23 protein-coding genes are annotated in these 24,078 nt (G+C 40.8%); 14 read left to right on the top strand and 9 right to left on the bottom strand.

Features of this window, described 5'->3' with window-relative positions; genetic code table 11:
- Positions 1-219: 219 nt before the first annotated feature.
- On the bottom strand, positions 220-966 hold the full coding sequence (gene rlmB, locus E5N72_RS05120; protein WP_135923516.1) for a 23S rRNA (guanosine(2251)-2'-O)-methyltransferase RlmB: 747 nt from the start codon (positions 964-966) through the stop codon (positions 220-222).
- A complete protein-coding gene (rnr, locus tag E5N72_RS05115; RefSeq protein WP_135923515.1) occupies positions 963-3,446 on the bottom strand; it encodes a ribonuclease R in 2,484 nt (827 codons plus the stop codon). The genes rlmB and rnr overlap by 4 nt, the downstream gene beginning before the upstream one ends.
- 181 nt (positions 3,447-3,627) lie before the next feature.
- Here rnr and E5N72_RS05110 point away from each other — a divergent pair, with 181 nt between their 5' ends.
- From E5N72_RS05110 to queG, 5 genes are all read left to right on the top strand, one after another.
- Entirely contained in the window at positions 3,628-4,476 is an 849-nt protein-coding gene (locus E5N72_RS05110) for a DUF350 domain-containing protein (RefSeq protein ID WP_240704495.1), read from the top strand.
- A gap of 238 nt (positions 4,477-4,714) precedes the next feature.
- Positions 4,715-5,581: a DMT family transporter gene (locus tag E5N72_RS05105; protein ID WP_135923514.1), complete on the top strand. Its 867-nt coding sequence runs from the start codon at positions 4,715-4,717 to the stop codon at positions 5,579-5,581.
- A complete protein-coding gene (locus E5N72_RS05100; protein ID WP_135923513.1) occupies positions 5,578-6,276 on the top strand; it encodes a glycerophosphodiester phosphodiesterase family protein in 699 nt (232 codons plus the stop codon). Before E5N72_RS05105 ends, E5N72_RS05100 begins: the two co-directional genes overlap by 4 nt.
- Before the next feature lie 96 nt (positions 6,277-6,372).
- Complete coding sequence (locus E5N72_RS05095; RefSeq protein WP_135923512.1) at positions 6,373-7,578, top strand: methyl-accepting chemotaxis protein; 1,206 nt, start codon at positions 6,373-6,375, stop codon at positions 7,576-7,578.
- 70 nt (positions 7,579-7,648) lie between these two features.
- Entirely contained in the window at positions 7,649-8,782 is a 1,134-nt protein-coding gene (gene queG, locus E5N72_RS05090; protein WP_135926235.1) for a tRNA epoxyqueuosine(34) reductase QueG, read from the top strand.
- A gap of 1 nt (position 8,783) precedes the next feature.
- On the opposite strand, the gene E5N72_RS05085 is transcribed toward queG, so the two are convergent.
- The 3 genes from E5N72_RS05085 to E5N72_RS05075 all read right to left on the bottom strand — a co-directional run bounded on the left by E5N72_RS05085 (position 8,784) and on the right by E5N72_RS05075 (position 12,515).
- Positions 8,784-9,911 carry a response regulator gene (locus tag E5N72_RS05085; protein WP_135923511.1) on the bottom strand — a complete coding sequence of 376 codons (1,128 nt, stop codon included), beginning with the start codon at positions 9,909-9,911 and terminating at the stop codon, positions 8,784-8,786.
- Positions 9,912-9,926: 15 nt separating this feature from the next.
- Positions 9,927-11,879 carry an ATP-binding protein gene (locus E5N72_RS05080; protein WP_135926234.1) on the bottom strand — a complete coding sequence of 651 codons (1,953 nt, stop codon included), beginning with the start codon at positions 11,877-11,879 and terminating at the stop codon, positions 9,927-9,929.
- A gap of 144 nt (positions 11,880-12,023) precedes the next feature.
- Positions 12,024-12,515: a GNAT family N-acetyltransferase gene (locus E5N72_RS05075; protein ID WP_135923510.1), complete on the bottom strand. Its 492-nt coding sequence runs from the start codon at positions 12,513-12,515 to the stop codon at positions 12,024-12,026.
- Positions 12,516-12,590: 75 nt separating this feature from the next.
- Here E5N72_RS05075 and E5N72_RS05070 point away from each other — a divergent pair, with 75 nt between their 5' ends.
- The 6 genes from E5N72_RS05070 to E5N72_RS05045 all read left to right on the top strand — a co-directional run bounded on the left by E5N72_RS05070 (position 12,591) and on the right by E5N72_RS05045 (position 18,006).
- Positions 12,591-13,166: a glutathione peroxidase gene (locus tag E5N72_RS05070; RefSeq protein WP_135923509.1), complete on the top strand. Its 576-nt coding sequence runs from the start codon at positions 12,591-12,593 to the stop codon at positions 13,164-13,166.
- A gap of 73 nt (positions 13,167-13,239) precedes the next feature.
- Positions 13,240-13,521 (top strand): peptidylprolyl isomerase, encoded by a 282-nt coding sequence (locus E5N72_RS05065; RefSeq protein WP_054552716.1) that lies wholly within the window; start codon positions 13,240-13,242, stop codon positions 13,519-13,521.
- 60 nt (positions 13,522-13,581) lie between these two features.
- The gene (locus E5N72_RS05060) at positions 13,582-14,160 is read left to right on the top strand and encodes a glutathione S-transferase family protein (RefSeq protein WP_135923508.1); all 579 of its coding nucleotides are present in this window, start codon (positions 13,582-13,584) and stop codon (positions 14,158-14,160) included.
- Between the two features lie 17 nt (positions 14,161-14,177).
- Positions 14,178-14,528 (top strand): DUF2750 domain-containing protein, encoded by a 351-nt coding sequence (locus tag E5N72_RS05055; protein ID WP_054552718.1) that lies wholly within the window; start codon positions 14,178-14,180, stop codon positions 14,526-14,528.
- Positions 14,529-14,645: 117 nt separating this feature from the next.
- Complete coding sequence (locus tag E5N72_RS05050; RefSeq protein WP_135923507.1) at positions 14,646-15,323, top strand: hypothetical protein; 678 nt, start codon at positions 14,646-14,648, stop codon at positions 15,321-15,323.
- A gap of 112 nt (positions 15,324-15,435) precedes the next feature.
- Positions 15,436-18,006 (top strand): M1 family metallopeptidase, encoded by a 2,571-nt coding sequence (locus E5N72_RS05045; protein ID WP_135923506.1) that lies wholly within the window; start codon positions 15,436-15,438, stop codon positions 18,004-18,006.
- Positions 18,007-18,044: 38 nt separating this feature from the next.
- Here the strand turns inward: E5N72_RS05045 and E5N72_RS05040 are convergent, their stop codons facing one another.
- Entirely contained in the window at positions 18,045-18,410 is a 366-nt protein-coding gene (locus tag E5N72_RS05040; protein WP_135923505.1) for a hypothetical protein, read from the bottom strand.
- 64 nt (positions 18,411-18,474) lie between these two features.
- Positions 18,475-19,344 carry a hypothetical protein gene (locus E5N72_RS05035; protein ID WP_135923504.1) on the bottom strand — a complete coding sequence of 290 codons (870 nt, stop codon included), beginning with the start codon at positions 19,342-19,344 and terminating at the stop codon, positions 18,475-18,477.
- A gap of 228 nt (positions 19,345-19,572) precedes the next feature.
- Here E5N72_RS05035 and E5N72_RS05030 point away from each other — a divergent pair, with 228 nt between their 5' ends.
- Genes E5N72_RS05030 through yjjG form a run of 3 tightly spaced genes read left to right on the top strand, consistent with a single transcriptional unit; the run spans position 19,573 to position 21,746 of the window.
- Positions 19,573-20,472 (top strand): phosphoribulokinase, encoded by a 900-nt coding sequence (locus E5N72_RS05030; protein ID WP_135923503.1) that lies wholly within the window; start codon positions 19,573-19,575, stop codon positions 20,470-20,472.
- 48 nt (positions 20,473-20,520) lie between these two features.
- Positions 20,521-21,060 (top strand): inosine/xanthosine triphosphatase, encoded by a 540-nt coding sequence (yjjX, locus tag E5N72_RS05025; RefSeq protein WP_135923502.1) that lies wholly within the window; start codon positions 20,521-20,523, stop codon positions 21,058-21,060.
- A gap of 11 nt (positions 21,061-21,071) precedes the next feature.
- Positions 21,072-21,746: a pyrimidine 5'-nucleotidase gene (gene yjjG / locus E5N72_RS05020; protein ID WP_135923501.1), complete on the top strand. Its 675-nt coding sequence runs from the start codon at positions 21,072-21,074 to the stop codon at positions 21,744-21,746.
- A gap of 59 nt (positions 21,747-21,805) precedes the next feature.
- Here yjjG and lpxC read toward each other — a convergent pair whose 3' ends face one another.
- Positions 21,806-22,717: a UDP-3-O-acyl-N-acetylglucosamine deacetylase gene (lpxC, locus tag E5N72_RS05015; protein ID WP_135923500.1), complete on the bottom strand. Its 912-nt coding sequence runs from the start codon at positions 22,715-22,717 to the stop codon at positions 21,806-21,808.
- Between the two features lie 104 nt (positions 22,718-22,821).
- Complete coding sequence (gene ftsZ / locus E5N72_RS05010) at positions 22,822-24,069, bottom strand: cell division protein FtsZ (RefSeq protein ID WP_135923499.1); 1,248 nt, start codon at positions 24,067-24,069, stop codon at positions 22,822-22,824.
- Positions 24,070-24,078: the final 9 nt, after the last annotated feature.

Raw genomic sequence — 24,078 nt, 5'->3', positions numbered from 1 at the left:
CAGAATAATTATGTTTACCCTCACACAAAGTGGTTACCACAACGGTTACCAAACTCATCTAAAAGGCAAGGAAATAAAGCAAGTAATTGATTTTTAATAAAAATAAAAACCCATTCAACACTCAAATTCAAAATATCGAATAAGGTTTATTTGCTCTAGACCATAAAAAAGCCAGTGAATATTCACTGGCTTTTTAATGCATAAATTAACGACCTGACATTAAAGTTGCGTCGCATTTCTTTGACGAAGTACTTCAAATAAGCAAATACCCGTGGCAACAGATACATTTAAGCTCGATACCGTCCCTGCCATTGGAATTTTTACTAGTAAATCACAATGTTCTCGGGTAAGGCGACGCATTCCGTCACCTTCAGCTCCCATTACTACAGCCATTGGCCCAGTGAGGTTTGCATCGAATAACTCAGTGTCGGTTTCACCAGCAGTACCAACGACCCAAACACCAGCGTCTTTAATTTCACGTAAAGTACGCGCTAAGTTTGTCACTTGCACAAGTGGCACTGTTTCAGCAGCACCACACGCCACTTTGCGCGCGGTACCATTTAATTTAGCTGATTTATCTTTAGGAACAATAATAGCGTGTACACCAGCAGCATCAGCGCTTCGTAGGCACGCACCTAAATTATGTGGATCAGTTATGCCGTCTAGCACCAATAAGAAAGGGGTTTCTTCGCGGGCTATAATTTCGTCAAGGTCTTTTTCACTATACATACGTGCAGCTTTAACATTGGCAATAATGCCTTGGTGTTGCTCACCGTTTGCTTTATTGTCTAGCGCTTTACGCTGCATAAACTGAACAGAAATACCGAATTTACGTGCTTGGTCAATAACCGGATTTAAACGTTTATCTTCACGCCCTTTTAAAGCATAAATTTCTAAAAAGCGCTCCGGCTCTTTTTCTAAAATTGCTTCAACTGAGTGAAAACCAAAAATTAATTCATTACTCACGTATTGTTTGCTCCTCGGCTACTTTGTTTGCGGGCATTCTTACCCGGCCTTTTTGCCTTTTTAGTGGCTTTTTTCTTGCTCTTCTTTTTACTGGCTTTTACAGCATCAGCCTGTTTGCCGCTGGGCTTTTTGCGCCCTTTAGCATGAGAAGACTTACCACGTTTTTCATTATCTTTGTCACCTGACTTTGCTTCAAAGCGATTTGATTCACCTTTTTTACCGGGAATTTTACCAGCTTTAAGCTGCGCGCGAACGCTTGGTTTTGCAGGTTCACTGCGACCACGACGACGAGCGTAACGATCTTGTGGTGCTTCACCCGCTAATACTAAGTTTATACGGCGCTCATCAAGACTTACAGATGACACCTGAACCGTCACTTTATCGCCTAAACGATACACTGTGTGCGTTTGCTCACCAATTAAGCAATGCTTAGCGCCATCATAATGGAAGTATTCGTTGCCTAAGTTGGTCACATGGATCATGCCATCGATTTGTAAATCGTCTAAGCGTACAAATAAACCAAAGTTAGTCACCGATGAGATCACCCCACCAAATTCGTCACCAACATGATCTTGCATAAATTCACATTTAAGCCAATCTGCCACTTCGCGAGTCGCATCATCGGCACGGCGTTCAGTGGTTGAACACTGCTCACCTAAAATATCTACTTCGTCATCAGTGTAAGCGTACTCACCCGAAGTTTGCTGGCCTTGCGCTTTAAGTACCGCTTTAATAGCTCGGTGCACGACTAAATCTGGATAACGACGAATTGGCGATGTAAAGTGCGCATAAGCTGGTAAGGCTAACCCAAAATGGCCAATGTTATCAGGCTGATAAACAGCTTGCTTCATTGAACGGAGCAACATAGTTTGAATAAGCTCTGCTTCTGGGCGGTCGCCTAATTTAGCTAACACTTGAGTGATTTCTTTTGGTGTTGGCTCATCAGAAATCGCCGCTTCAATACCAAGCTCTGATAAAAAGTTTCGGAAAAAACCTAACTTTTCAGCATCAGGCTCATCATGCACGCGATAAAGCGCACTTGCTTCGTGTTTTTCTAATAAGCGGGCTGCTGATACGTTCGCTAGAATCATACACTCTTCGATAAGTTTGTGTGCATCATTGCGAACCACAGGAACGATTGATTCAATCTTGCGATGCGCATTAAACACAAAGCGCGTTTCTAAGGTTTCAAACTCAATCGCACCGCGCTCTTGGCGTGCAGCTTTAAGTGCCATGTACATTTGGTGCAAATCAGTTAAATGTGGCACCATCTGGGCATACTCTTCACGCAGTTTTTCATCACCTTGTAAAATTGCATTTACTTTAGTGTAGGTAAAACGAGCGTGCGAATTCATTACCGCTTCGTAAAATTTATACCCTGATAACTTGCCTGCATCAGACACTGTCATTTCTGCGACCATACATAAACGGTCGACTTCTGGGTTTAATGAACACAGGCCATTCGATAGCACTTTTGGTAGCATCGGAATAACTTGTTCAGGAAAATACACTGAGTTACCGCGCTCAATTGCCTCTTTATTCAGTGGCGTGTTCATACCAACGTAATGCGACACATCGGCTATTGCCACCCATAAGCGCCAACCACCAGAGGGTTTACGCTCGCAATAAACCGCGTCGTCAAAGTCGCGGGCATCTTCGCCATCAATAGTAACGAGTGGTAAGTCACGTAAATCAACTCGACCTTGTTTAGCCTGCTCATCAACAAATTCACCTAAATGAGCAACTTGTTTTTCAACCGCTTCAGGCCATACATGAGGGATATCGTGATTACGCAGCGCGACTTCAATTTCCATACCGGGAGCTAAATGCTCACCAAGTACTTCTGTCACTTTACCCACAGCATTCATATGTCGACTAGGGTTTTGCGTAATTTGCACCTGTACCATTTGATTATGACGTGCGCCATTTTCACTACCCGGCAGTATCATAATGTCTTGCGTAATACGCGGGTCTTCCGCTACCACAACGGCAATTCCGTGCTCAACAAAATAGCGGCCAACAATTGGCGCGCGTTCATTGGTAAGCACTTTAATGATGCGTGCTTCGCATTTGCCACTTGAACCTTTACGGTTACCTTTAGCAAGCACAATGTCACCGTGCAACACCATATTCATTTGATGTTTCGCGATAAACCAATCTTTACTCTCGCCTTCAACTTCTAAAAAGCCGAATCCGTCACGATGACCTATGACTTTACCTTTTACCAAGCCTGATTCATCTATCAATGCATAGCATTTAAATTTATTGAAATACAATTGACCATCGCGCTCCATTGCACGCAAACGACGTTTGAACGCTATTTGACGTTCAGTATCATTCACGTGTAATTCGTCACAAAGTTGTGTGAAATTAGCTGGTTTTGCGCGTGATTCTAAGTGAGCAAGTATGAACTCACGGCTAGGGACTGGGTTTTCGTACTTTTCTTGTTCTCGACTGAGATTTGGATCCTGTTTTGACATTCACTATCTTGTTAGTTGGTTATGTGGTTATTTTAACCCATATCCTGACAATGAGACAGGCAAAAGCTATTAAACTTTTAAGAAACTAAGAAAAATGCCAAAAATAGGGCCTAGATATTCTGTGTAATAAACACTCTATGATAAGATTTTCGAAAAAGAACAACAAAATAACCCAACCGTTATGGATATTAACTTAACTCACTATCTTTCAAGCATGGCTTACAATAGCGCCTACATAGCTCTATTCATTGCAATTATAGCCCTTGCTAAGTTGTCTTATAACCTGGCAACTCCTTATAACACCACCAGCCAGTTAACCGATAATGCCAACAGTGCCTTAGGTTTATCTATTGGCGGCTACTTAGGGGCAATTACCATTATTTATGGTTTTGTTTTAACAGGCCCAAGTAAAGGCTTAATTACCGATTTAATAAATGTTTCGCTCTACAGTTTACTAGGAATGGTGTTGTTAACATGTTCACGTATTTTAAATGACAAATTATTACTTCGTTTATTTTGCAACCAAGAGCAACTAATAAACCAACAAAATGAAGCAGTTGGCTTGGTTCAAGCCGCTAATTACATGGCTGCTGCCTTGATCATTGGAGGCGCTTTAACGGGAGAAGGTACTTGGTTATCAGCAATAGTGTTCTACTTGCTAGGTCAACTTATGCTAATTATTTTCGCTAAAGGCTATGATCACCTCACAGCTTTTAACTTGAATGAGCAACTAGAAAAAGGCAATAAAGCTGTTGCGCTGAGCTTTTCGGGCACCATGTTGGCATTGGCTATTATTTTATGTCATGCGCTTATTGGTGGCTTTCACTCTTGGCAGCAAAGTTTAAGTTTATTCTTTATTGACGCATTATTTGGCTTTTTAATTTTACCGGTTGTTCGTTACTTAGTTGATAAAATTATTTTCAGTAAAATTTCGATTGATCAAGCAATGCAGGATAAAAACACGGCAGTCGCTGTAATAGAAAGCAGCATTGCTATTTGTGTTGCCGTAATTATTACTATCGCTATTTAAGCTTGTTAAAAATCGCTATTACCGCTTTGGAAATAACACACAATTGTTTATTTTGATCACTGATATAAGCCTATCATGATGAAGAAGTATCGACTCTTAAGAAACCAAATGTGAGCTACTACTACGTACGGAGTTGTAATTTTGGAATTAAACGAATGGATTAGCCTATTTGGGGAGTTTACAAAGTAAAGGATTACCGTTACAAAGAGAGTTAATAACAACAATAATAAGGTCAGTAATGCAGGCACACAAACAAAGCCTAATATACTTGCACATTGCAGTACTGCTATTTGGTGGAACGGCATTATTTGCAAAGTTAGTCAGCTTAAGTGCATTAGATATTACCGTTTACCGAACAGCGATTGCAGGCTGTGCATTAGTGATCTTACTCACAATTCAAAAGAAAGCCATCAAGCTCCGCTCTCGTCGTGATTACCTCATCGCCTTATTGCTTGGCGTAACGGTTGGGATTCATTGGCTCACCTACTTTGCTGGTATGCAATTGGCTGGTATCGCTGTAGGTATGATTGCCTTTTTTACCTACCCTGTTATCACAGTGTTTTTAGAACCTTTTTTTCATGGTAACAAACCACAACTGAAAGATATTTTTAGTGCTTTGGTTGTAATGGCTGGCATTTACTTGCTCATTCCTGATGCTAGTTTAGGCAATGATGTTACTATGGGCATTGTCATTGGCATTTTATCGGCGTTATTTTTTGCTTTTAGGAATATTGTTCACAAGCGATACTTTAGCCAATATGGCGGCCCTCAAACCATGCTTTATCAAACCTGGATTGCCAGTATCATGCTCTGTGCCTTTGTTGAAGTGCCGCCATTACAAGTTGATACAATTAATTGGCTGCTATTAATTACCGTTGGGGTTATTTTTACAGCAGCGCCCCACTCATTGTTTGCGGCAAGTCTGCAAAACTTATCGGCTTCAACGGCTGGTTTAATATCTTGTTTGCAACCTTTGTATGGCACGTTTTTCGCTTTTTTAATTTTGCATGAGCAACCTTCAATTAGCACCCTATTGGGCGGTGCGTTAGTGATAAGCGCCGCTTTTTATGAAACATGGTCAGTGACTCGGAAACATAAGCAATGATAAAAGTATTCGCTCACAGAGGTGCTAGCGGTACCTACCCAGAAAATACCAAGAGCGCCATTCTCGCCGCCGTAGATTTGGCAGTAGATGGTATCGAAATTGATGTACAAAGCTGCCTTGATGACTACATGATTATTCATGACACCTGGCTTGATCGCACAACCTCAGGTCGCGGTAAAGTGAATGCTTGCTCAAAAGAGCAAATTCAACAGTACGATGCGGGTAATGGCGAAGTAGTGCCGACTTTACAGCAAGCTATTGATTGGGTCGATGATAAAACTTTGCTCAATTTAGAGCTAAAGCACACCTTTTCATTAGACAAGTTTGTTGAGCTTATAGAGTCAAATGTCAGTACCGGGAAAATTTCTAGAGATAACCTCTTAGTCTCATCATTTGATCATCACCAACTAATGTGGCTTAAACAAAAACTGCCTTGGGTAAAGATTGGTGCACTCACCGCCTCTATTCCAATTAATTACAGTGAATTTGCGCAAAAACTGCATGCTTATAGCATTCATGTAGATAAAAACTTTATAAACCATGAGTTTGTTGCGGATGCTAAGCAACGCGGTCTTCAAGTTTATGCCTATACGGTCGATAAGGTAGAAGATATAGAGCTTATGCTAGAGTATGGCGTAGATGGTATTTTCACTAATTTTCCATGTCATACACAAATGACACTACAGTCACTGTAACTCAACAAAACTAAGCTATACTGTTGAATTATGTGAAAATGAACAATACTAAAATACGCCAAAATGAATCAACACAACACCATATTGAGTAGCTATATGCGCATTTATAATTTTATCGAACAAACTTTCTTTTACACCCTAACACGTAAGATTGTCGGTAATTTAGGTTTTGTGTTTGCGTTTCAAGCGATCACGCTTATCTGGCTTTACAGCAGTCTTTCAGAACAACAAACCAGTATGGGTTTATTTTGGCTGATGACTTTTATCATTTTTGCCAGCTTTATTTTTACTGTGTTTTATATGCGCTTTTTAATTGTTCGCCCGGTGCAGGCAATGCGCGATACATTAGAAAAAATTAATCAACATGATGCCGACTTGTCTGCAAAGTTACCGCACTTTACTTACGATGAATTTCGAGATTTAAGTGAACAATACAACACTTTTACTACCCATTTGAGTCAGTTGTTAGCCACTACATATCAAAGTGCCCAAGCGAGTGCTGATAGTAGCTCAAAAATGACCCAGTCAATGCAGCAAACAGCGCAATTGAGCCACCAGCAAATTGAGTTCAGTCAAACAATTACTGACTCAAGCAATCAAATTACCTCGAGCCTTGAAAATATATCAGCAAATACTGACAGCGTGCATCATGTTAACAGTGAGCACCTGAGTTTTGTACAAAACTCAGCTCATGAACTGTCATCCCTCGTTAAAAAAGTAGCAATGATCAGCCAAATACTCGGTAACTTCTCAGCTACCGTATCAGGGTTGAAAGAGAACAGCGAAAACATTCGCGCTATTTTGAAAATGGTCGAAGAGTTTTCAGATCAAACTAATTTACTTGCTCTCAATGCGGCCATTGAAGCAGCCCGTGCTGGTGAAGCCGGCCGTGGTTTTGCGGTGGTCGCCGATGAAGTAAGAACCCTCTCAGTAAAAGTCAATGATGCAACCCGCCAAATTAGCGATTTCATCAATCAAATGAATAGTCTAGTAAGCGAAACCAATAAAGAATCTGAGCAGCTCATTAGCCACTCAAGTGAAGCCGAAACAGCAATTAGCAACACATCAACTGGATTTAGTAACATGCTCTCTGAATTTGAGCAAAATCAACAGCAACTGCAACAAATTGTTAGTGCGGTGCGTTTATTAGAGCAAACTCAAACCCAAACTCATCAAAGTGTTGAGCAAATTGTGGCGTTAGGTGAGCAAGCTAAACAGCAAATAGATGAATCCCTGGCTGATTGTGAGCAATCTCATCTACTCAGCCAACAAACCCAAGAGCAGCTTAAACGCTTTGTATAGTCTCTTTTAGCTGCTGAATGTAGCTAATCTATGATAAAGTAGCCACTTCTTGGCTACTTTTTTATTGACCGTGACAACACCTGCTACTGATTATGAACAACTCGCACTGCAAATAAAGCAATGGGGTAAAGACCTTGGCTTTGCAGAAGTCGGGATCACTGATATTGATCTTACTAAACACGAGGCACAATTACAGCGCTGGTTAGATTTAGGCTATCACGGTGAGATGGAGTATATGGCAGCCCATGGAATGAAGCGAGCGCGCCCCGCTGAGCTGGTGCCTGGCACGCAGCGAGTCATCTCAGTAAAAATGAACTACCTACCACCTGATGCAAGTTTTGCTAAAAATCTCAAACAGACCGATAAAGCCTATATTAGTCGCTATGCACTAGGTCGTGATTACCATAAGTTAATTCGCAACCGCCTAAAAAAGTTAGGTCAACAAATTGAACAACATGTTGGCCAGTTAGGCTTTCGTCCATTTGTTGACTCTGCACCTGTACTTGAGCGACAACTGGCCGAAAAAGCAGGCCTAGGCTGGCGTGGAAAGCACAGCTTATTAATCAACAAAGAAGCGGGTTCATGGTTTTTCTTAGGTGAATTGTTTGTTGATATACCGCTGCCTATTGATCAAGAAAATAGCTTTGAAGGCTGTGGTAAATGTGTAGCCTGTATGACACTTTGCCCTACCGGTGCCATTGTTGAGCCCTATGTTGTTGATGCACGTAAATGTATCTCTTACCTTACTATTGAATTGCAAGGTGCAATCCCTGAAGAGTATCGCCCACTTTTAGGTAATCGCGTGTATGGCTGTGATGACTGCCAGTTAGTCTGCCCGTGGAATCGTTACGGACAAATAACCGATGAAGCTGACTTTCATCCCAGACAACAGCTTAAAGACCAAGATTTACTGACGCTCTTTGCATGGGATGAAGCGACGTTTTTAAAAAATACCGAAGGCAGCCCTATCCGCCGCATTGGTCACGAACGTTGGCAACGAAACCTCGCTGTAGGATTAGGTAATGCCGATTACAACGACAACATCATCCAAGCTTTGAACGATACGCTTGTTAATGCCAGCCCTTTAGTTGCCGAGCATATCGAATGGGCGCTCGAGCAACAGCAAAACAAGCGACAAATTAAGTTACGTAAAACTGCGCGGCTAATTCGTATTGTTGAAAAAGGATTGCCGCGGGATGCCTAAATTAACGTGTTAATAGTTGCGATAAATCATTTTCGATTTCATGAAACGCTGATTTAACTCCTTTGACAGACTCTTCTCTGGCTACCGAGTTTTGAATCGTTTCATCCACCTTTTGATAAATAAATATCTCTTGGTCTTCATCTAAGCCCATAGTGGGTATTCGCTGTTCAAGATCTTCTTGTAGCTGTTTAAATACTGCCTCATTACTAATTCGGTTGTCATCTAACAGCTTGATTAAGCCAGTAAATTTTCTATGTACATTACTCACAGCTTCATTTAGTTGTTGCTGCTGTTTTAATAACTCTTTTTTAGTAATGATCGCTTTTAATTGTTGCTCTGTGACACTCACTAGAAAGCAAATATGGTCGCGAATTCGACCATGTTTATCGGGGTCTTGCTCTGGCATGTTTAAGATAAGCAGACTAATCATGTCGTAATTAACTAAAATGCGGTTCGAAAACTCATGAAGGCGCCCTTTTCTTTTTAACATGTCGAACAATTCAATGACGATCGGTGAGCACACACCCGTTACAGAAAAATGCTCAACATGCGTACCTAATCTAAATTCGACATTACTTTGTAAATCAAATGACTTTAGGCAGTTTAAAAAGGCTTTTCCTAACTCACGTTCACTCTCAATCGAACCTATATGTTCAATATAATTAACTATTTGCCCCATTTCACTGCTATTAGCCATCGCATTAAACGCAGTTGATGTGGCATCTTCTACTTGCTGCTCTAGAGCCTCTTTTTCAATAAGGACTTGATTCAGGTTCAATAATTTTAATTTTAGCTCTTGATGGCTAAATGGCTTCACAATATAGTCTTCAGCACCAGCGGAATAGCCTTCCATTCGCTCTTCTACAGTGCCTCTTGCCGATACGAACATGACAATAATCTTTTCTGTACTTGGATTCTCTTTTAGTTTGCGACAAACCTCATAACCACTCATTTGAGGCATACTTACGTCAAGCAGAATGACTTGTGGAGCAAATTCTTCAACAACGTTTAAACATTCTGGACCGCTATTTACCATTTTCAGCTCAAAATCGAGATCTTCAAAAATCTCTTCAATGATTTCTAAGTTAAATGGTTCATCATCTACGGCTAAAATTCGCTTCAAGGCCATGTTATTTCTTCCGTTTTATGAATTAAGTGTTATTGGTTTAGTGTCATTCGTTAAGTGTTTTGGTAAATCTATCTGCAGGGGCAACCGAACGATAATTGTCGCACCGCCATGTTCATTATTAAGTGCCTTAATTGTGCCCTGATGCAAAGTGACAAATTCGCGACAAATAGCAAGCCCAAGCCCAGTTCCTCCGGCACCGCTATTAGTTTTACTGCTTTGTTCAAACTTAGCGAATACCTTTTCAAGTTCTTGCTCAGGAATACCTATACCATGGTCAATAACAGCGATTTCGGCCATTTTTTCTTGTGACGACAAACTAATTTCAATCTCACTATTAGGCTCACTAAACTTCAGAGCATTACCTAATAAATTACGCATGATTTGGTTGATCTGCTCTTCATCACAATCAAGGGTAATACCTTGTTCTCCCCCCAATAAACGAATAATAATGTTTCTTTCAAGCGCGGTGCCCGAAACATCATCAATACTGGTTTTTATAATGTTACTGAGGTTGTGCTTTTGCGGATTAAAAGGAAACTTACCGACATCAAGCTTTGACAGATCGAGAAGGTTATTAAGTAAAGATAAAAGCCGCTCTCCGCTTTGCTCTATTCGTGACAAATATTTATTTAATTTATCTTTGCTTAAGTCGTCATTAGCAACTTTTTCTAAGCCAAAACGAGCAAAACTTAAAATAGAATGCATTGGTGTTCTTAATTCGTGAGACATATTCGCTAGAAACTCAGATTTACTGAGGCTTGCTGCTTCTGCTACATTTTTTGCATGCTCTAGTTGTGCCGTACGCGCTTTGACTTCTTCCTCAAGCATATCTTTCGCTTCTAAAAGTAGGTCTTCTTTTTCTTTTAAGTGCGTTACATTTTTAAAGATTACCGCAAGCGCTATTTCACCATGATGGTCTATCTCATTGAACGATCCCACCAAAGGAACTGTGTTACCGTTTTCTTTAAGTAACCTTAAATCACAACTAAACTGACGATTTTTATTTAGCGTCGCTATTTTTTCTTTGATACGTAAAATGGATGTTGCATCAAAAAAATCGAATACTGAACAGTTTTCAAACTCCTTCAAAGGCTTATCGAATAGCTGTTCACATGCATCATTGGTTTCGATTATCTTGCCATGGCGATCAAATAAAATAATGGCATCGGGAGTATGTTTAAAAATAACCCGCAGTAAGCTGTCTTTTTCGATAAGAGCATCAACGGTATTTTGTAATCGCTCAACAAGCTCAGCATTGTGACGCTTTAATAACTCGGTTTGCCAAAGCTTATGCACTGACTGCAATAAGCTATTATCGTCAACAGGCTTGATCAAGACATCCTCAACCCCTTGTCGAATTGCAGCAACCATAGAAACCTGATCCGGTTTTGAGGTATACAATAAACAACGGCTATGCGGTTGTAACGCTTTAAGCTTTATGAATAACTCAAGCCCCGTGCCATCAGCAAACGTAAAATCACTGATTAATAGATCAATATCATGCTCTTTGATAAGTTCTATTGCAGAGGATGAGTTGTCAGCAGTTAACGTCTCGATATGTGCGCCTTTAAGGTTAAGCGCTATTTTTTCTAGACGCTCTGCACAGTGATCAACAAGTAGCACTTTAGGAAGTTGAAGAATATTGTCACTATCGAGCTCAAGCACCTCTTCTAGTAAAGAACTAATTTCCTTATTGGCAAAAAAAGGATAAATAACGACTGCATTTGGCAGTAATCGATTGACCACGCTGAAGTGCTCAAGCAGGTCGCTTCGCTGTGCTTTTGGAGCAAGCAATAAAAAGCGGTCATGCGAAAACCCGCCCATTAATCTTCGAATAACTGTCGTTGGTACACCATGAGAAGCAGCCACAAGATCAAAGTCTTGTTCTACTACTGAATCATCAACCATAGAAAAGTGTAATAGCTCAACCCTGCAGCCGATCAGCTCCAGCAGCACTTTTACTCGCATCGCTAAAACACTATTGCTATCAACAATTAAGATTCTGCGCACTGTAAACCACACCCACTATAAGAATAATTACCTATATTAGCGTAGTCTAAAAACTCGAAGCATCACAAATGACTTAGCACTTTTTATCTGTTTTACCGTATGTTATGCGTCAATATGCTTACCTAAAATGGTTAAGCTATAAGGTTTTCCATCCATAATAGCCACCTCAGGCAATTCTCCCCACACCAAGTAATCAAAGCGCTTGAACAGTTTTATACTCGGCATGTTATGGCTGAAAATGAAAGCTAACAACACCTTAATTCCAAGCGTTTTTGCATGTTGCTCTGAAAATGTAAGCAATTGTTTTCCTAGCCCTTGTCCTTGTGCTCGCTGGGTAATATAAATACTGATTTCAACAGTACCATCATAAGCGGGGCGGCCATAAAAAGATTTATAGCTCATCCATGCAACCACCTTCCCTGCCTGTTCACATACAAAAATAGGTCGTTTTTCTGAGTGGCTATCGAACCATACTTGCCTGTCCGCAACCGTCACCTCTTCGGTATCTGCGGTTACCATACGTCCAGGAATTGTCTCGTTGTAAATCGCGACAATATCAGTTAAATCGTTTTGAGTTGCTGTACGAATCGTCATAAATAGCTGAAATTAAATGATCACTTTTTCGCATATTAGCGTATATTCATCACAAATAACTAGCGGGAAATTAGTATGTATAAATATGCTTTGTTACTTGCAGCAGGTCTAATTACAACAAACCTTGCAGCACAAACCACAGAAGCGACGCCAACAGCAAAATCAACTAGCCAATGCGACGATTTCACCAACGTTACATTACGAAAATTGCGCTCAAAAGAATCAATTAACTTTTGTGAATTTAAAGACAAACCTCTATTGATCGTCAATACCGCAAGTAATTGTGGTTTTACCGGTCAGTTTGAAGGCTTAGAAGCCATCCATAAGGAATACAAAGACCGCGGGTTAGTTGTATTAGGATTTCCTTCTGATGACTTCTTTCAAGAAGAAGACGATGAAAAAGACACAGCAAAAGTTTGTTTTATTAACTATGGGGTGACTTTTAATATGATGGCTACCAGTGCTGTTCGCGGTAGTGATGCAAACCCTATATTTAAACATTTAAACGAAGTAACCAGCTCACCTAACTGGAACTTTTACAAATACTTAGTGTCTGCAGACCGTAAGACAGTACAGCGCTTCAACAGTAAAACCAAGCCAGAATCTAAAGAATTACGTGATGCGATTGAAGCAGAACTAGCTGCAAAATAAATTTAATTTTTCGTTCAGTAAATATTGAACTAGACTAGTAATTTAATACTAAAACACATAGTAGGGAGATGTTATGGCAGTAGCCAGTGCAAGACACATTCTCGTAGACAGTGAAGCTCACTGTTTAGATTTAAAACAGCAAATTGAACAGGGCGCTGATTTTGCAGAACTTGCGCGCGCTCACTCTAATTGCCCATCGGGGCAAGATGGTGGCGCACTAGGTGAGTTTGGTCCAGGCATGATGGTACCTGAGTTTGATAAAGTGGTTTTTTCAGCTCCCATTAACCAAGTACAAGGTCCGGTCCAAACACAGTTCGGTTACCACCTGCTTGAAGTAACAAGCCGTACTGACTGATTTCATACGAATATTTGAAAGCCGCCTAACCAGCGGCTTTTTTTTGCGAAGGATCTCAAAATGCAACTTTTAGGCTCGACCACCTCACCTTTTGTGCGCCGTATTCGTATTTGGGCTGCACTCAATAAGCAAGCTCTTGAATTTATAAACCTAGATATTTTCTCTGAGCAAGACCGTAAAACCATGATTGCTCATAATCCGGCTAGAAAAATTCCTGTGTTAATTGATAAAGGCTTTCATGTTTTTGACTCAAACTCAATTATTCGCTACTTGTTAGAAAATACAGATCAAACATTACTCAGTTGGCAACAAGAAAATTATTTAACCATTATTAATGCTTGCAATGATTCACTCGTAGAAATGTTACTTTGCCAGCGCTCTGGATTTAATACCCACGACGATAAATTGTTTTTTAATTTACAAAACGAACGAATTGCTGAAACATTAGCCTATTTAAATGATCATTTATCTGAGCCAGTATTTAAAAGCTGTGAATACCTCAACATCAGTTTATACTGCTTGCTAGATTGGATCCGCTTTCGTGAATTAACTGATTTTAGTCAACTAACACACTTAGTAGAGTTTTATCATAAATTTGCAGATAACGCGGCGGTACAACAAACAGATCCACGAAAATAAAGATAAGGGTTACGCAAATGAGCGATATCGAAATTGAATCAGAATTAGTTAGCTTTGTTGAAAAAGTTCGCTTGAACGAATCTATGTGGGCACTGGGTGCCGAAGATGGTGGTTTTGTTGTCTGTGAATCAAACCAATTTAGCGACACTGATGTGCTATTACTTTGGGGCACTGAAGACGCAGCAAAAGCACAATGTAAAGACGAGTGGCAAGACTATACGCCAGTCGAAATTGGCCTAGATGAATTTTTGGACGAATGGGTTGAAGACCTAAACGAAGATGATGCGCTAGTTGGTTTAAATTGGAACGATGATCAAGTATGCGTTGAAATCGAACCTGTTGGTCTAGCTAAAGCACTTTGCGATTAACTCCAATCCTTGAGCTTACAACGACACGGCCGTATTTATGGCAGTGTCGTTAAGCTGGAAACTTGATACTTATCAGGTATACTCTTCTAGACACATCTTTATTATCAAGGTATTAGGTTGAAGTCCCATCTTGGTCGTAGGCCCTTTTCGGCCATGGAATTACATACCCTGTATAATGGTTACATCTATGGTGATCAGCGTTTAGTTCGTGAACAAGCTAAGCATTGGCATTTTTGGCTACCTTTATTTGCTTATTACACCGGTGCCTACAGTGATGAAATTGGCCATTTAACTCTTGATAATATAGTGACCCTTGATGGCATTCGCTGCTTTGACTTTCATACTCATGGCAAGATCAAGCCCCGCTATGTGCCTATTCATAATGCATTACTCGATGCAGGACTTGATCAGTACTTAGACTTTTTAAACGAGCAAAACCAGCAACGACTAATGTTTGATTTACCCGCTAAATCAGGTCGCTATAGCGAAAAAGTACGTATTTGGTTTTCTGGCGAAGGTGAGCGAGCTGGTTATTTACAAAAATGCGCGATTCCAAATGTTGATCAACAAGGTATGAAAACCGCAATTAGCAGCTTACGGCTTAACTTCGAACAACAAGTGCGAATTCATGCCCTGCAAGCAAACAGCAAAGATGCTTTTAACTACTTACTTGGTTTTAAAGATTTCAACGAGCAACGCTTTACTGATATGCCGTTATTAAATGCCGTGTTACAAAACGTCCGACAAATAAACCCGCAACTGCATTGGCAACGTTTCATCGACCGCCATAATTAACTGACAAACTTTGTTACTAACTATTTATTACTGTTCAAATTAAAACCTGATAGCATGGTGATTCGCCCCTCATAGCAGGTGCCTTTCTAACAACAAAAAATCAGGGATATTTATGTTCTTAAAAAGCCTATTAACGGTAAGTGTTGCACTTGCTGTTAGCTCTGCCCATGCCAATGAATATGTTATCGAAAAGCTTGCCAAGCCTAGCTCACAACAAGTAGCACTAACGCTTGATCCTGCAAAAGACAATTTTTCTGGTCATACCGAAATTGCTTTAGAAGTTCTAAAAGCAACGAATTACATCGAATTAAACGGTATTGATTATGCCGTTAGTATGGCGAAAATTTTAGGTGCAGAAAACTGCGACCTAAGCGCTGAAATGCTAAAAACAGGCAAAGTTAAATTCGCGTGTGAAGAAAAAATTCAGCCTGGTAAATACACTTTAAAAGTTGATTTTACCGCACCTTATAACCGTCAAAGTGTTGGTTTATATAAAACCTTAGACCAAGGTACGCCTTACCTTTTCACCCAATTTGAAATGAGTGATGCTCGTCGTGCATTTCCCGTTTTTGACGAGCCTAGTTATAAAATACCTTTTCAGCTAACAATCACAGCGCCAACATCACAAAAAGTGTATGCCAACACACCGGTATTAAAAACCAAAGTTGATGGCGATATGACAACACACTTTTTTGATAAAACGCCGCCTATTCCTTCTTATTTAGTCGCCATGGCTGTAGGCCCGTTTGAAGAGCTTGAAATTAAAGGCATGCCGATCCCTGGCCGCGTATTGACTCCACAAGGTAAAATTCACCTTGCTGATTACGCAAAAGAAAATATGCCTCGCGTGTTAAAAGCACTGGAAGATTATTTTGGCATTCCTTACGTTTACAAAAAACTAGACTCAGTGGCAGTACCAGAGTTCCCATTTGGCGCTATGGAAAATGCAGGCTTAGTGACTTACCGTGAAGACATTTTACTGGTAGACCTAGCGACAGCAACGCGCAGCAAAAAAGAGCGTAATGTATCAATTATTGCCCATGAGTTAGCCCACCAATGGTACGGTAACCTAGTGACCATGAAATGGTGGAATGACTTATGGTTAAACGAAGCGTTCGCAAGCTGGATGGCAGCGAAAATCACAGCACAAATTAACCCTGAGTTTGAGTCGCACTTAGATTTACCACAAAATTATGTAATGGCCTTAGATGCGCGTTTAAGTACCAAGCCTATTCGTAAACCAATCAAAACTGAAGCTGACATTATGGATGGCCTTGGCCTTGCCTACAGCAAAGGTAGTGCAGTTTTATCTATGGTTGAAAACTGGATTGGCGAAGATGCATTCCAGCAAGGTATTCGCGCTTACTTGAAGAAATTCTCGTATAAGAATGCAGAAGCCGCGGATCTATGGCAAGCACTAGGCGAAGCGTCTAATAAAGATGTAGCCAGTGTTCTAAAATCGTTTATCGAACAATCATCTTTCCCACTTATCAAAGTAACGCAAGATGGTAAAAAAATTAATATCAGCCAAAGCCGTTTTGTAAATGCTGGCGTTGATGCACCTGCACAACTTTGGAATGTTCCGGTTGCGATTAAGTATGGTGCGGGCGACAAAGTTAAAACCGCAAGTGTACTGCTTAACAAAGAAACACAGCAACTGACTCTCGACTTTGAGCCTGAGTGGATCTACCCAGATCAAGGTGCAATGGGCTATTACCGCTGGGTATTAGATGACGCACAGTTCAATGCCCTGCTCGATAACGCTGCTGACAAACTAACGGTTCGTGAACGCTTAGCGCTGCTTTCTGCTGTTGATTCATTACTTGATGCAGGTGTTATTTCTGCCGCTCACTTAATGCAAACTTTAGAAGCCTTCGTAAGTGATGCGCACCCATTAGTCGCAAATACAGCATTAGGTTACCTTGCTTCTCAAAAACGTGTATTCGAAGACGACAGCAACCGGGAGCTATGGCCTAAGTTTATCCGTAACAGCATTTCACCTGCTGCCAAGCAGTATGGTTTAACAGCAAAAGCAGATGAAGACGCGGCAGTATCACAATTACGTGCGCAAGTGATTACGCGTTTAGGTTTTGATGGTGAAGATCAAAAAGTAATTGATACCGCAAAAGCGCAAGCAGCACTTTACTTAAATAATCCTGAAAATGTAGACCCATACTTAGCATCAACTTACTTAAATCTTGCTGCTTACCATGGTGATGCGAAGTTACTTGAAAAGTACAAGCAAACCTTTAAAACCACCAAAGATCCACAAGTACGTACTAAGATGCTGGCAGCAATGGGTTACTTTGGTAAACCAGAGCTACAAAAAGCAGTACTTGAATACAGCTTAACTGATGACGTAACAGCCTCAGATATGCGCACGCTGTTAGGTGGTTTAGGCTATGGTAAAGAACGTGAAGCACTGTTTATTGAATGGATTTACAACAATTACGATGCGATCACTAAGAACTTACCACCGTTCTTTGTACCAAACTTGCCGTTCTTCACTACCGCAAGCTGTGATGCACAAAGCCTAGAGAAAACCAAAACCTTCTTCAATGATAAAATCACTGAAGTACCAGGGTATGCACGCTCTCTTAGTAAGCTTGAAGAAAGCGTTAATGATTGTATTGCACTGAAAAAACGTGAGTTAAGTTCAGTAAATAGCTTCCTTAAACGCTAACCCTACTAGATGCAAAAAGGGCCACAATGTGGCCCTTTTTATTGCGCCAAAATAGCGCTTAATTTATTTATAAATTGCTCAGCCGCTTCAGAGGAAGTGACTTTAAATGCGATACCATAATGAATGGGATGCGCACTTTTATAAATTCGCGTTGGAAAGCGTGTCATTTCACTGCTGTGAAAATAGTCTTTAACACGCGTAATACCTTCGATTGCATCAAAGTCAGCACTAAATACTTCAAAAATTGGTCTAATAACGATTTTAGCTTGGCCACCTTGCTCATGAACATAAAAAGCTTCTTTTGAGTTTGCAGGCATAAATTCGTTAATATTCTTAATTTTAAAATTACTGCGACAGCCCGCTTTAACCAGCTGTACACTAAGTTGTTCGGCAGAAAAAGACAAATGCGTCCCTTATCAATAGCGTTAATTATTAGTCACAGTACAGCAATCAGTGTAAAACCGTTACTCATTTATTACACACAAATGCCAGTTTGTTATGTTTATAATTTAAACGCGAAATTGATCCTTCACAAAAACGCCTTAAATCAAGCCATTGTGATACCACTTCAGGCTCTGTTAGGCTGCGCTTGTAAATTCGGTTATTAACCGCATATGCCAAAGTGTTTTGATCAATTAAAGCAAAATCTTGCACTGAGTCAGGTAACCTAAATAAGTCACTGACCTCTTCAGTTTGCGGCGCAAAGCGTGCAACCCAATGTTGATTATCTTTGTTATAACTAAATAAATAACTGTTTGTATGTTTATCAAAAACTAACGTACGGCCAATATCAGCTGCAATTACTCGCGGTTTAGCGGCTGCAATACTCGTGTACTGCAAGGTATGTGGTTCACCTAAAATAAACATAATTAGGTCGTTTTCAGCGCCCCATGCATGGTAGCCAACTGGTTCAATCCATTCAAAAATACGACTTGCAGTTTGCTCATTAGCAAGCGGATATTGCCATAACTTTTGTTTGCCATCTTCTTCGACAACGATTGCTGAGAGAGCCTGCTGATTTGGCATTAAAGTTGGTGAATATTCACTAACAGCCGTATTGGTTATATTCACGCTAGTTTTTGTAGCAAAGTTATAAAACACAATATCTGTTTGTGACTGTCCAGTTTCAGCAATAACCTCATGGGTGTAATACAGCCCTGAATCAACTAAAAATGGCTGATTGTTGTAACTTTTATTATCGGTTATCCGCGAGACTTTCATACCGTAAGGAGTGTCAAAATCAGCAAGTAGTATTTCGCTTTTTGGCATCGCAGCATTTACGTGACTAGTAAAAAATGTCCCTGCGGCGACGAAAAGTAAAGACGAAATCAATTTCATAGGGTTCTCTCTTTTAATTTTTATATGCCATGATAGCGCTAATTAATCTGACAGTCACTTGACCTTACCATGCTCGACCTTTATAACTAGGGAGTGTTCGTTTTTTATCAGTTTCGACTGATTGATTTTATGCACGCTACACCAATCGTGTTAAGTTACTGACCATTCTGCGCGCTAGAATGTTTCAATATTTAAGTCGATTGGTATCAACAAATAACGAGAATAATTATGTCAGCTAAACACCCTATCATCGCAATTACAGGCTCATCTGGTGCTGGCACCACCACCACAACCAATGCCATTAAGCATATTTTTAGAAGCTTAGATATTGATGCAGCCTTTATTGAAGGAGATAGCTTTCATCGTTATACACGTCCAGAAATGGATAAAAAGGTCCGTGAAGCACAACAAGAAGGCAAGCATATTAGCTATTTTGGCCGAGAAGCTAACGATTTTGGTGCCCTTGAGGAGCTTTTTTATCATTATGGTGAAACCGGCCAAGGAAAAATAAGGCGCTACCTACATACCTTTGATGAAGCAGTTCCTTATAACCAATTGCCGGGGACTTTTACGCCTTGGCAAGACTTAGCACCCAATACCGATATGTTGTTTTATGAAGGTCTGCATGGCGGTGCTGTTGATGAAAATCATGATGTTGCCAAACATGTTGACCTGTTAATTGGCATGGTGCCAATTATCAACCTTGAGTGGATCCAAAAATTGATCCGCGATACCTCTGAACGAGGTCATTCGCGCGAAGCTGTCATGGGCTCAATTGTGCGCAGTATGGATGATTACATTAACCATATTACCCCTCAGTTTTCACGAACACATATAAACTTCCAACGGGTGCCAACGGTTGATACCTCCAACCCGTTCAGTGCAAAAGATATTCCTTCTCTTGATGAAAGTTTTGTTGTGATCCGTTTTCGAGGCATAGAGGACGTAGATTTCCCCTATTATTTGCGCATGATTGAAGGCAGTTTTATGTCACGCATAAACACGCTTGTTGTGCCGGGCGGTAAAATGGGCCTTGCAATGGAATTGGTCTTAACACCGTTGATCAAAGATATTATTTTGAAAAAGCGCGCACTTGAAAATTTAGCCCCAGTTGACTTGCCGATTTAACTCACTCGGGTACACTGCTGGCTCAACCGAAATAATGGAGTCGCCAGCTTGAAAAAAACATTACGTGTTATTGTCGGTTCAAAGAACCCTGTAAAAATTAACGCGGCTAAACATGTCTTTAGTCTTTATTTCCCAGAATATACCATTGAATGCAAAGGTGAGCATGCACCATCGGGTGTGCCTGATCAGCCACTAGGTGAAGATGAAACCCGTATCGGCGCTGAAAACCGTGTTAAGTATTGCCAAAACCACTTTGATGCCGACTTTTATACCGCAATGGAGGGAGGCGCAGAACAATTTAGTTATGGCGCAGCAACCTTTGCCTTTGTGGTGATTGCAAACAAGCAGCAATTAAGCGTTGGCCGCAGTAGCAATCTACCTTTACCTCAACCTTTTTATGATGCCTTACTGGCCGGTAAAGAGCTGGGAGATGTAATGGATGATGCATTCAATACTGTTAATATCAAGCAGCAAGGTGGCGCTATTGGTTTATTGACCAATCACTTAGCGACTCGCGAAAGTACTTATGTACAAGCGCTAACGCTTGCAATGGCACCATTTTTACACCCTACCCTGTTTAATCAGTAATTAGGATAACCATGAAGTATAGCCACGTATTATTCGATGCCGATGAAACACTATTTAGTTTTAATGCATTTGAAGGCCTCAGGGTAATGTTCGCCAATTATGGCGTAGAATTTACTGAGTCAGATTATCATCATTACCAAGCAACTAATAAACCGCTTTGGGTTGCTTATCAAAAGCACGAAATTACTGCCAGTGAGCTACAGATCACCCGCTTTACAGAGTGGGCTAATAAACTAGATGTGTCAGCAAAAACCTTAAATGATGGCTTTTTAGACGCTATGGCCTCTATTTGTGTGCCACTACCTGGTGCGGTTGAACTACTGACTAAATTAAAGCCACACGCCAAGTTAGGCATTATTACCAATGGCTTTGCTAAACTACAGCAAAAGCGTTTAGAGCATACAGGTTTACAGGATATGTTCGATTGGCTGGTTATTTCAGAGTTAGTCGGTAAAGCCAAACCTGCTCCAGAAATTTTTCAGCATACTTTCCAATTAATGGGTAATCCACCAAAAGAGCAGATTTTAATGGTGGGTGATACCGCTGCTAGCGATATTTTAGGCGGTCATAATGTTGGTATCGACACTTGCTGGTTGCAACATCCTGGGGTTGAGTTACCAGAAGATATTAAACCAACTTATCAAATCAATCAGTTGGTCGAGCTTGAAGCGATTCTAGGCTTATAAGCTAAGCAAAAAAAATGACGCTTAAAGCGTCATTTTTTATAACTGTAATATGCTTGCGATTAAGCTGTCGCTACTTCTAAGCCTGGTGCTGGCATAGTCACTGGGGTATCGAATGTTGCCCATTCCCATGCTGACTCAGTCGCCATAATTTTACGAAGTAGTTTATTGTTTAAATCATGGCCTGATTTATAAGCCGTGATTTTACCTAGAATGTTGTGGCCAGTCATAAACATGTCGCCCACACAGTCTAAGATTTTGTGTTTAACAAACTCATCGCTATAACGTAAGCCGTTTGGATTTAGTACTTTAAACTCATCCAATACAACTGCGTTATCCATGCTACCACCTAATGCTAGGTTGTTAGCGTGCATATACTCAATATCTTTCATAAAGCCGAAAGTACGTGCGCGGCTGATTTCTTCTGTGAAGCTTTGCGTCGTAATATCTAAACCGATACGTTGGCGGCTTTCATTGATTGCAGGGTGATCAAACGCAATTTCAAAATCGATGTGGAAACCATCGTATGGTTCGATCTCAGCCCATTTATCGCCTTCTTCAATACGTACTTTTTCTTTAATACGAATAAAGCGCTTAGCTGCATTTACTTCTTTAATGCCGCCTTTTTGTAACAAGTAGATGAATGGTAATGCACTACCATCCATAATAGGTACTTCTGAGCTGTCTAATTCAACAATTAGATTATCAATACCCATTGCCGCTACCGCCGCAATAAGGTGCTCAGTCGTTGATAAGCGAACGCCATCTTTGTTTGTTAAACAGGTACACAATTGCGTATCACCAACGGCTTCAGGTGTTGTTTCAAAATCAACAACCGGATCAAGGTCTACGCGACGAAATACAATCCCAGTATTTGCGCTCGCAGGTCGGAGAGTAATAGTGACCTTCTCACCTTTATGAAGTCCAATTCCTATGGCTTTGACTACTTCTGCAATCGTACGCTGTTTAATCATAGGTTCGCTCACTTATAGTTACAGTTAGACGGCAAATTGTATCATAAATACATTCAGCTGCCAATTTGTTTATTTATCGAACAAAATTACCAACAAAATCTGTCTTAGTCAGCTTGCTTTCTTAGGAAAGCAGGAATGTCGAAATAATCGCCACCTTCTGATTTATCAGACTTTTTGCTGCTCTCAGTGCTGCTAGATACTGAGCTGCTCGCTGTACTTTGTTGTACTGGCTCTTGCTTTTCAGGTGCAGCAGACATGCTTACATCATCGCTGCTGCCTTGACTTGCAAAGCTTGGTACATACATGCTGCTAGTCGTTTGGTTCATTGAGCTATGTACATCAGAGCCTGATGCTTTCTTAAAGCCATTATCAACAATTCCAAACTGTGGACGACGATCGCCGCCTAAACCTGTTGCAACAACTGTTACGCGTAGTTCATCACTCATTTCAGGGTCAATTACCGCACCAACAACCACTGTTGCGTTTTCTGATGCAAGTGCCTTAACGTGATTACCTACAATTTCAAATTCTTCAATCGCAATATCCATACCTGCTGTGATATTAACCAGGATACCTTTAGCACCGGTTAAATCGACATCTTCAAGTAATGGGCTTGAAATAGCTGCTTCTGCCGCTTCTTGTGCACGGTCAGGACCAGACGCTGATGCAGTGCCCATCATTGCAGTGCCCATCGCTGACATAACTGTACGTACGTCGGCGAAATCCACGTTGATCAGACCTGAACGTGTGATTAGCTCTGCAATACCTTGTACCGCACCAAATAAAACGTCGTTTGCTTTTGCGAAGGCATCTAATAGTGTAGTGCCTTTACCTAAAACTTTAAGCAATTTATTGTTCGGAATTGTAATAAGCGAGTCTACAATTTCTGACAACTCATTAATGCCTTGTTCAGCTGCTGCCGCGCGTTTCTTACCTTCAAAGTCAAACGGACGAGTTACTACAGCAACCGTTAAAATACCTAACTCTTTAGCAATTTTAGCAACCACTGGTGCAGCACCGGTACCTGTACCACCGCCCATACCGGCTGCGATAAATACCATGTCAGCACCTTCAAGGCTGGCACGAATTGTCTCAGCGTCTTCTTCTGCTGAGTTTCGACCTACTTCAGGGTTTGCCCCCGCACCTAAACCTGAGGTGATTTGTGTACCTAGCTGTACAGTCACATCAGCCGACGAATTACGTAATGCTTGTGCATCCGTATTCGCAGCAATGAAACGTACGCCTTCAATTTGTTGTTTTACCATGTGCTCAACAGCGTTACCGCCGCCACCGCCCACGCCAATTACTTTAATGACAGCTTCTTCGCTGTGCTGTTCCATCATATCAAACATGTTTACTCT

The sequence above is a fragment of the Pseudoalteromonas sp. MEBiC 03607 genome (assembly GCF_004792295.1).
Taxonomy (GTDB): Bacteria; Pseudomonadota; Gammaproteobacteria; order Enterobacterales; family Alteromonadaceae; genus Pseudoalteromonas; species Pseudoalteromonas lipolytica_C.
Note: the sequence above shows the minus strand (reverse complement) of the source record. Positions and strands in the feature narration are given on the sequence as shown.

What these genes read in the sequence shown, in the direction of transcription:
- E5N72_RS05110 (WP_240704495.1), top strand. Translation starts at nt 3,628, where the DNA reads ATGGATATTAACTTAACTCACTATCTTTCAAGCATGGCTTACAATAGC.
- E5N72_RS05105 (WP_135923514.1), top strand. Translation starts at nt 4,715, where the DNA reads ATGCAGGCACACAAACAAAGCCTAATATACTTGCACATTGCAGTACTG.
- E5N72_RS05035 (WP_135923504.1), bottom strand. Translation starts at nt 19,344, where the DNA reads ATGAAATTGATTTCGTCTTTACTTTTCGTCGCCGCAGGGACATTTTTT.
- ftsZ (WP_135923499.1), bottom strand. Translation starts at nt 24,069, where the DNA reads ATGTTTGATATGATGGAACAGCACAGCGAAGAAGCTGTCATTAAAGTA.
- E5N72_RS05085 (WP_135923511.1), bottom strand. Translation starts at nt 9,911, where the DNA reads ATGGCCTTGAAGCGAATTTTAGCCGTAGATGATGAACCATTTAACTTA.
- E5N72_RS05100 (WP_135923513.1), top strand. Translation starts at nt 5,578, where the DNA reads ATGATAAAAGTATTCGCTCACAGAGGTGCTAGCGGTACCTACCCAGAA.
- rnr (WP_135923515.1), bottom strand. Translation starts at nt 3,446, where the DNA reads ATGTCAAAACAGGATCCAAATCTCAGTCGAGAACAAGAAAAGTACGAA.
- E5N72_RS05095 (WP_135923512.1), top strand. Translation starts at nt 6,373, where the DNA reads ATGCGCATTTATAATTTTATCGAACAAACTTTCTTTTACACCCTAACA.
- E5N72_RS05080 (WP_135926234.1), bottom strand. Translation starts at nt 11,879, where the DNA reads ATGCGAGTAAAAGTGCTGCTGGAGCTGATCGGCTGCAGGGTTGAGCTA.
- E5N72_RS05030 (WP_135923503.1), top strand. Translation starts at nt 19,573, where the DNA reads ATGTCAGCTAAACACCCTATCATCGCAATTACAGGCTCATCTGGTGCT.
- E5N72_RS05070 (WP_135923509.1), top strand. Translation starts at nt 12,591, where the DNA reads ATGTATAAATATGCTTTGTTACTTGCAGCAGGTCTAATTACAACAAAC.
- E5N72_RS05075 (WP_135923510.1), bottom strand. Translation starts at nt 12,515, where the DNA reads ATGACGATTCGTACAGCAACTCAAAACGATTTAACTGATATTGTCGCG.
- lpxC (WP_135923500.1), bottom strand. Translation starts at nt 22,717, where the DNA reads ATGATTAAACAGCGTACGATTGCAGAAGTAGTCAAAGCCATAGGAATT.
- E5N72_RS05065 (WP_054552716.1), top strand. Translation starts at nt 13,240, where the DNA reads ATGGCAGTAGCCAGTGCAAGACACATTCTCGTAGACAGTGAAGCTCAC.
- yjjG (WP_135923501.1), top strand. Translation starts at nt 21,072, where the DNA reads ATGAAGTATAGCCACGTATTATTCGATGCCGATGAAACACTATTTAGT.
- E5N72_RS05045 (WP_135923506.1), top strand. Translation starts at nt 15,436, where the DNA reads ATGTTCTTAAAAAGCCTATTAACGGTAAGTGTTGCACTTGCTGTTAGC.
- E5N72_RS05055 (WP_054552718.1), top strand. Translation starts at nt 14,178, where the DNA reads ATGAGCGATATCGAAATTGAATCAGAATTAGTTAGCTTTGTTGAAAAA.
- E5N72_RS05060 (WP_135923508.1), top strand. Translation starts at nt 13,582, where the DNA reads ATGCAACTTTTAGGCTCGACCACCTCACCTTTTGTGCGCCGTATTCGT.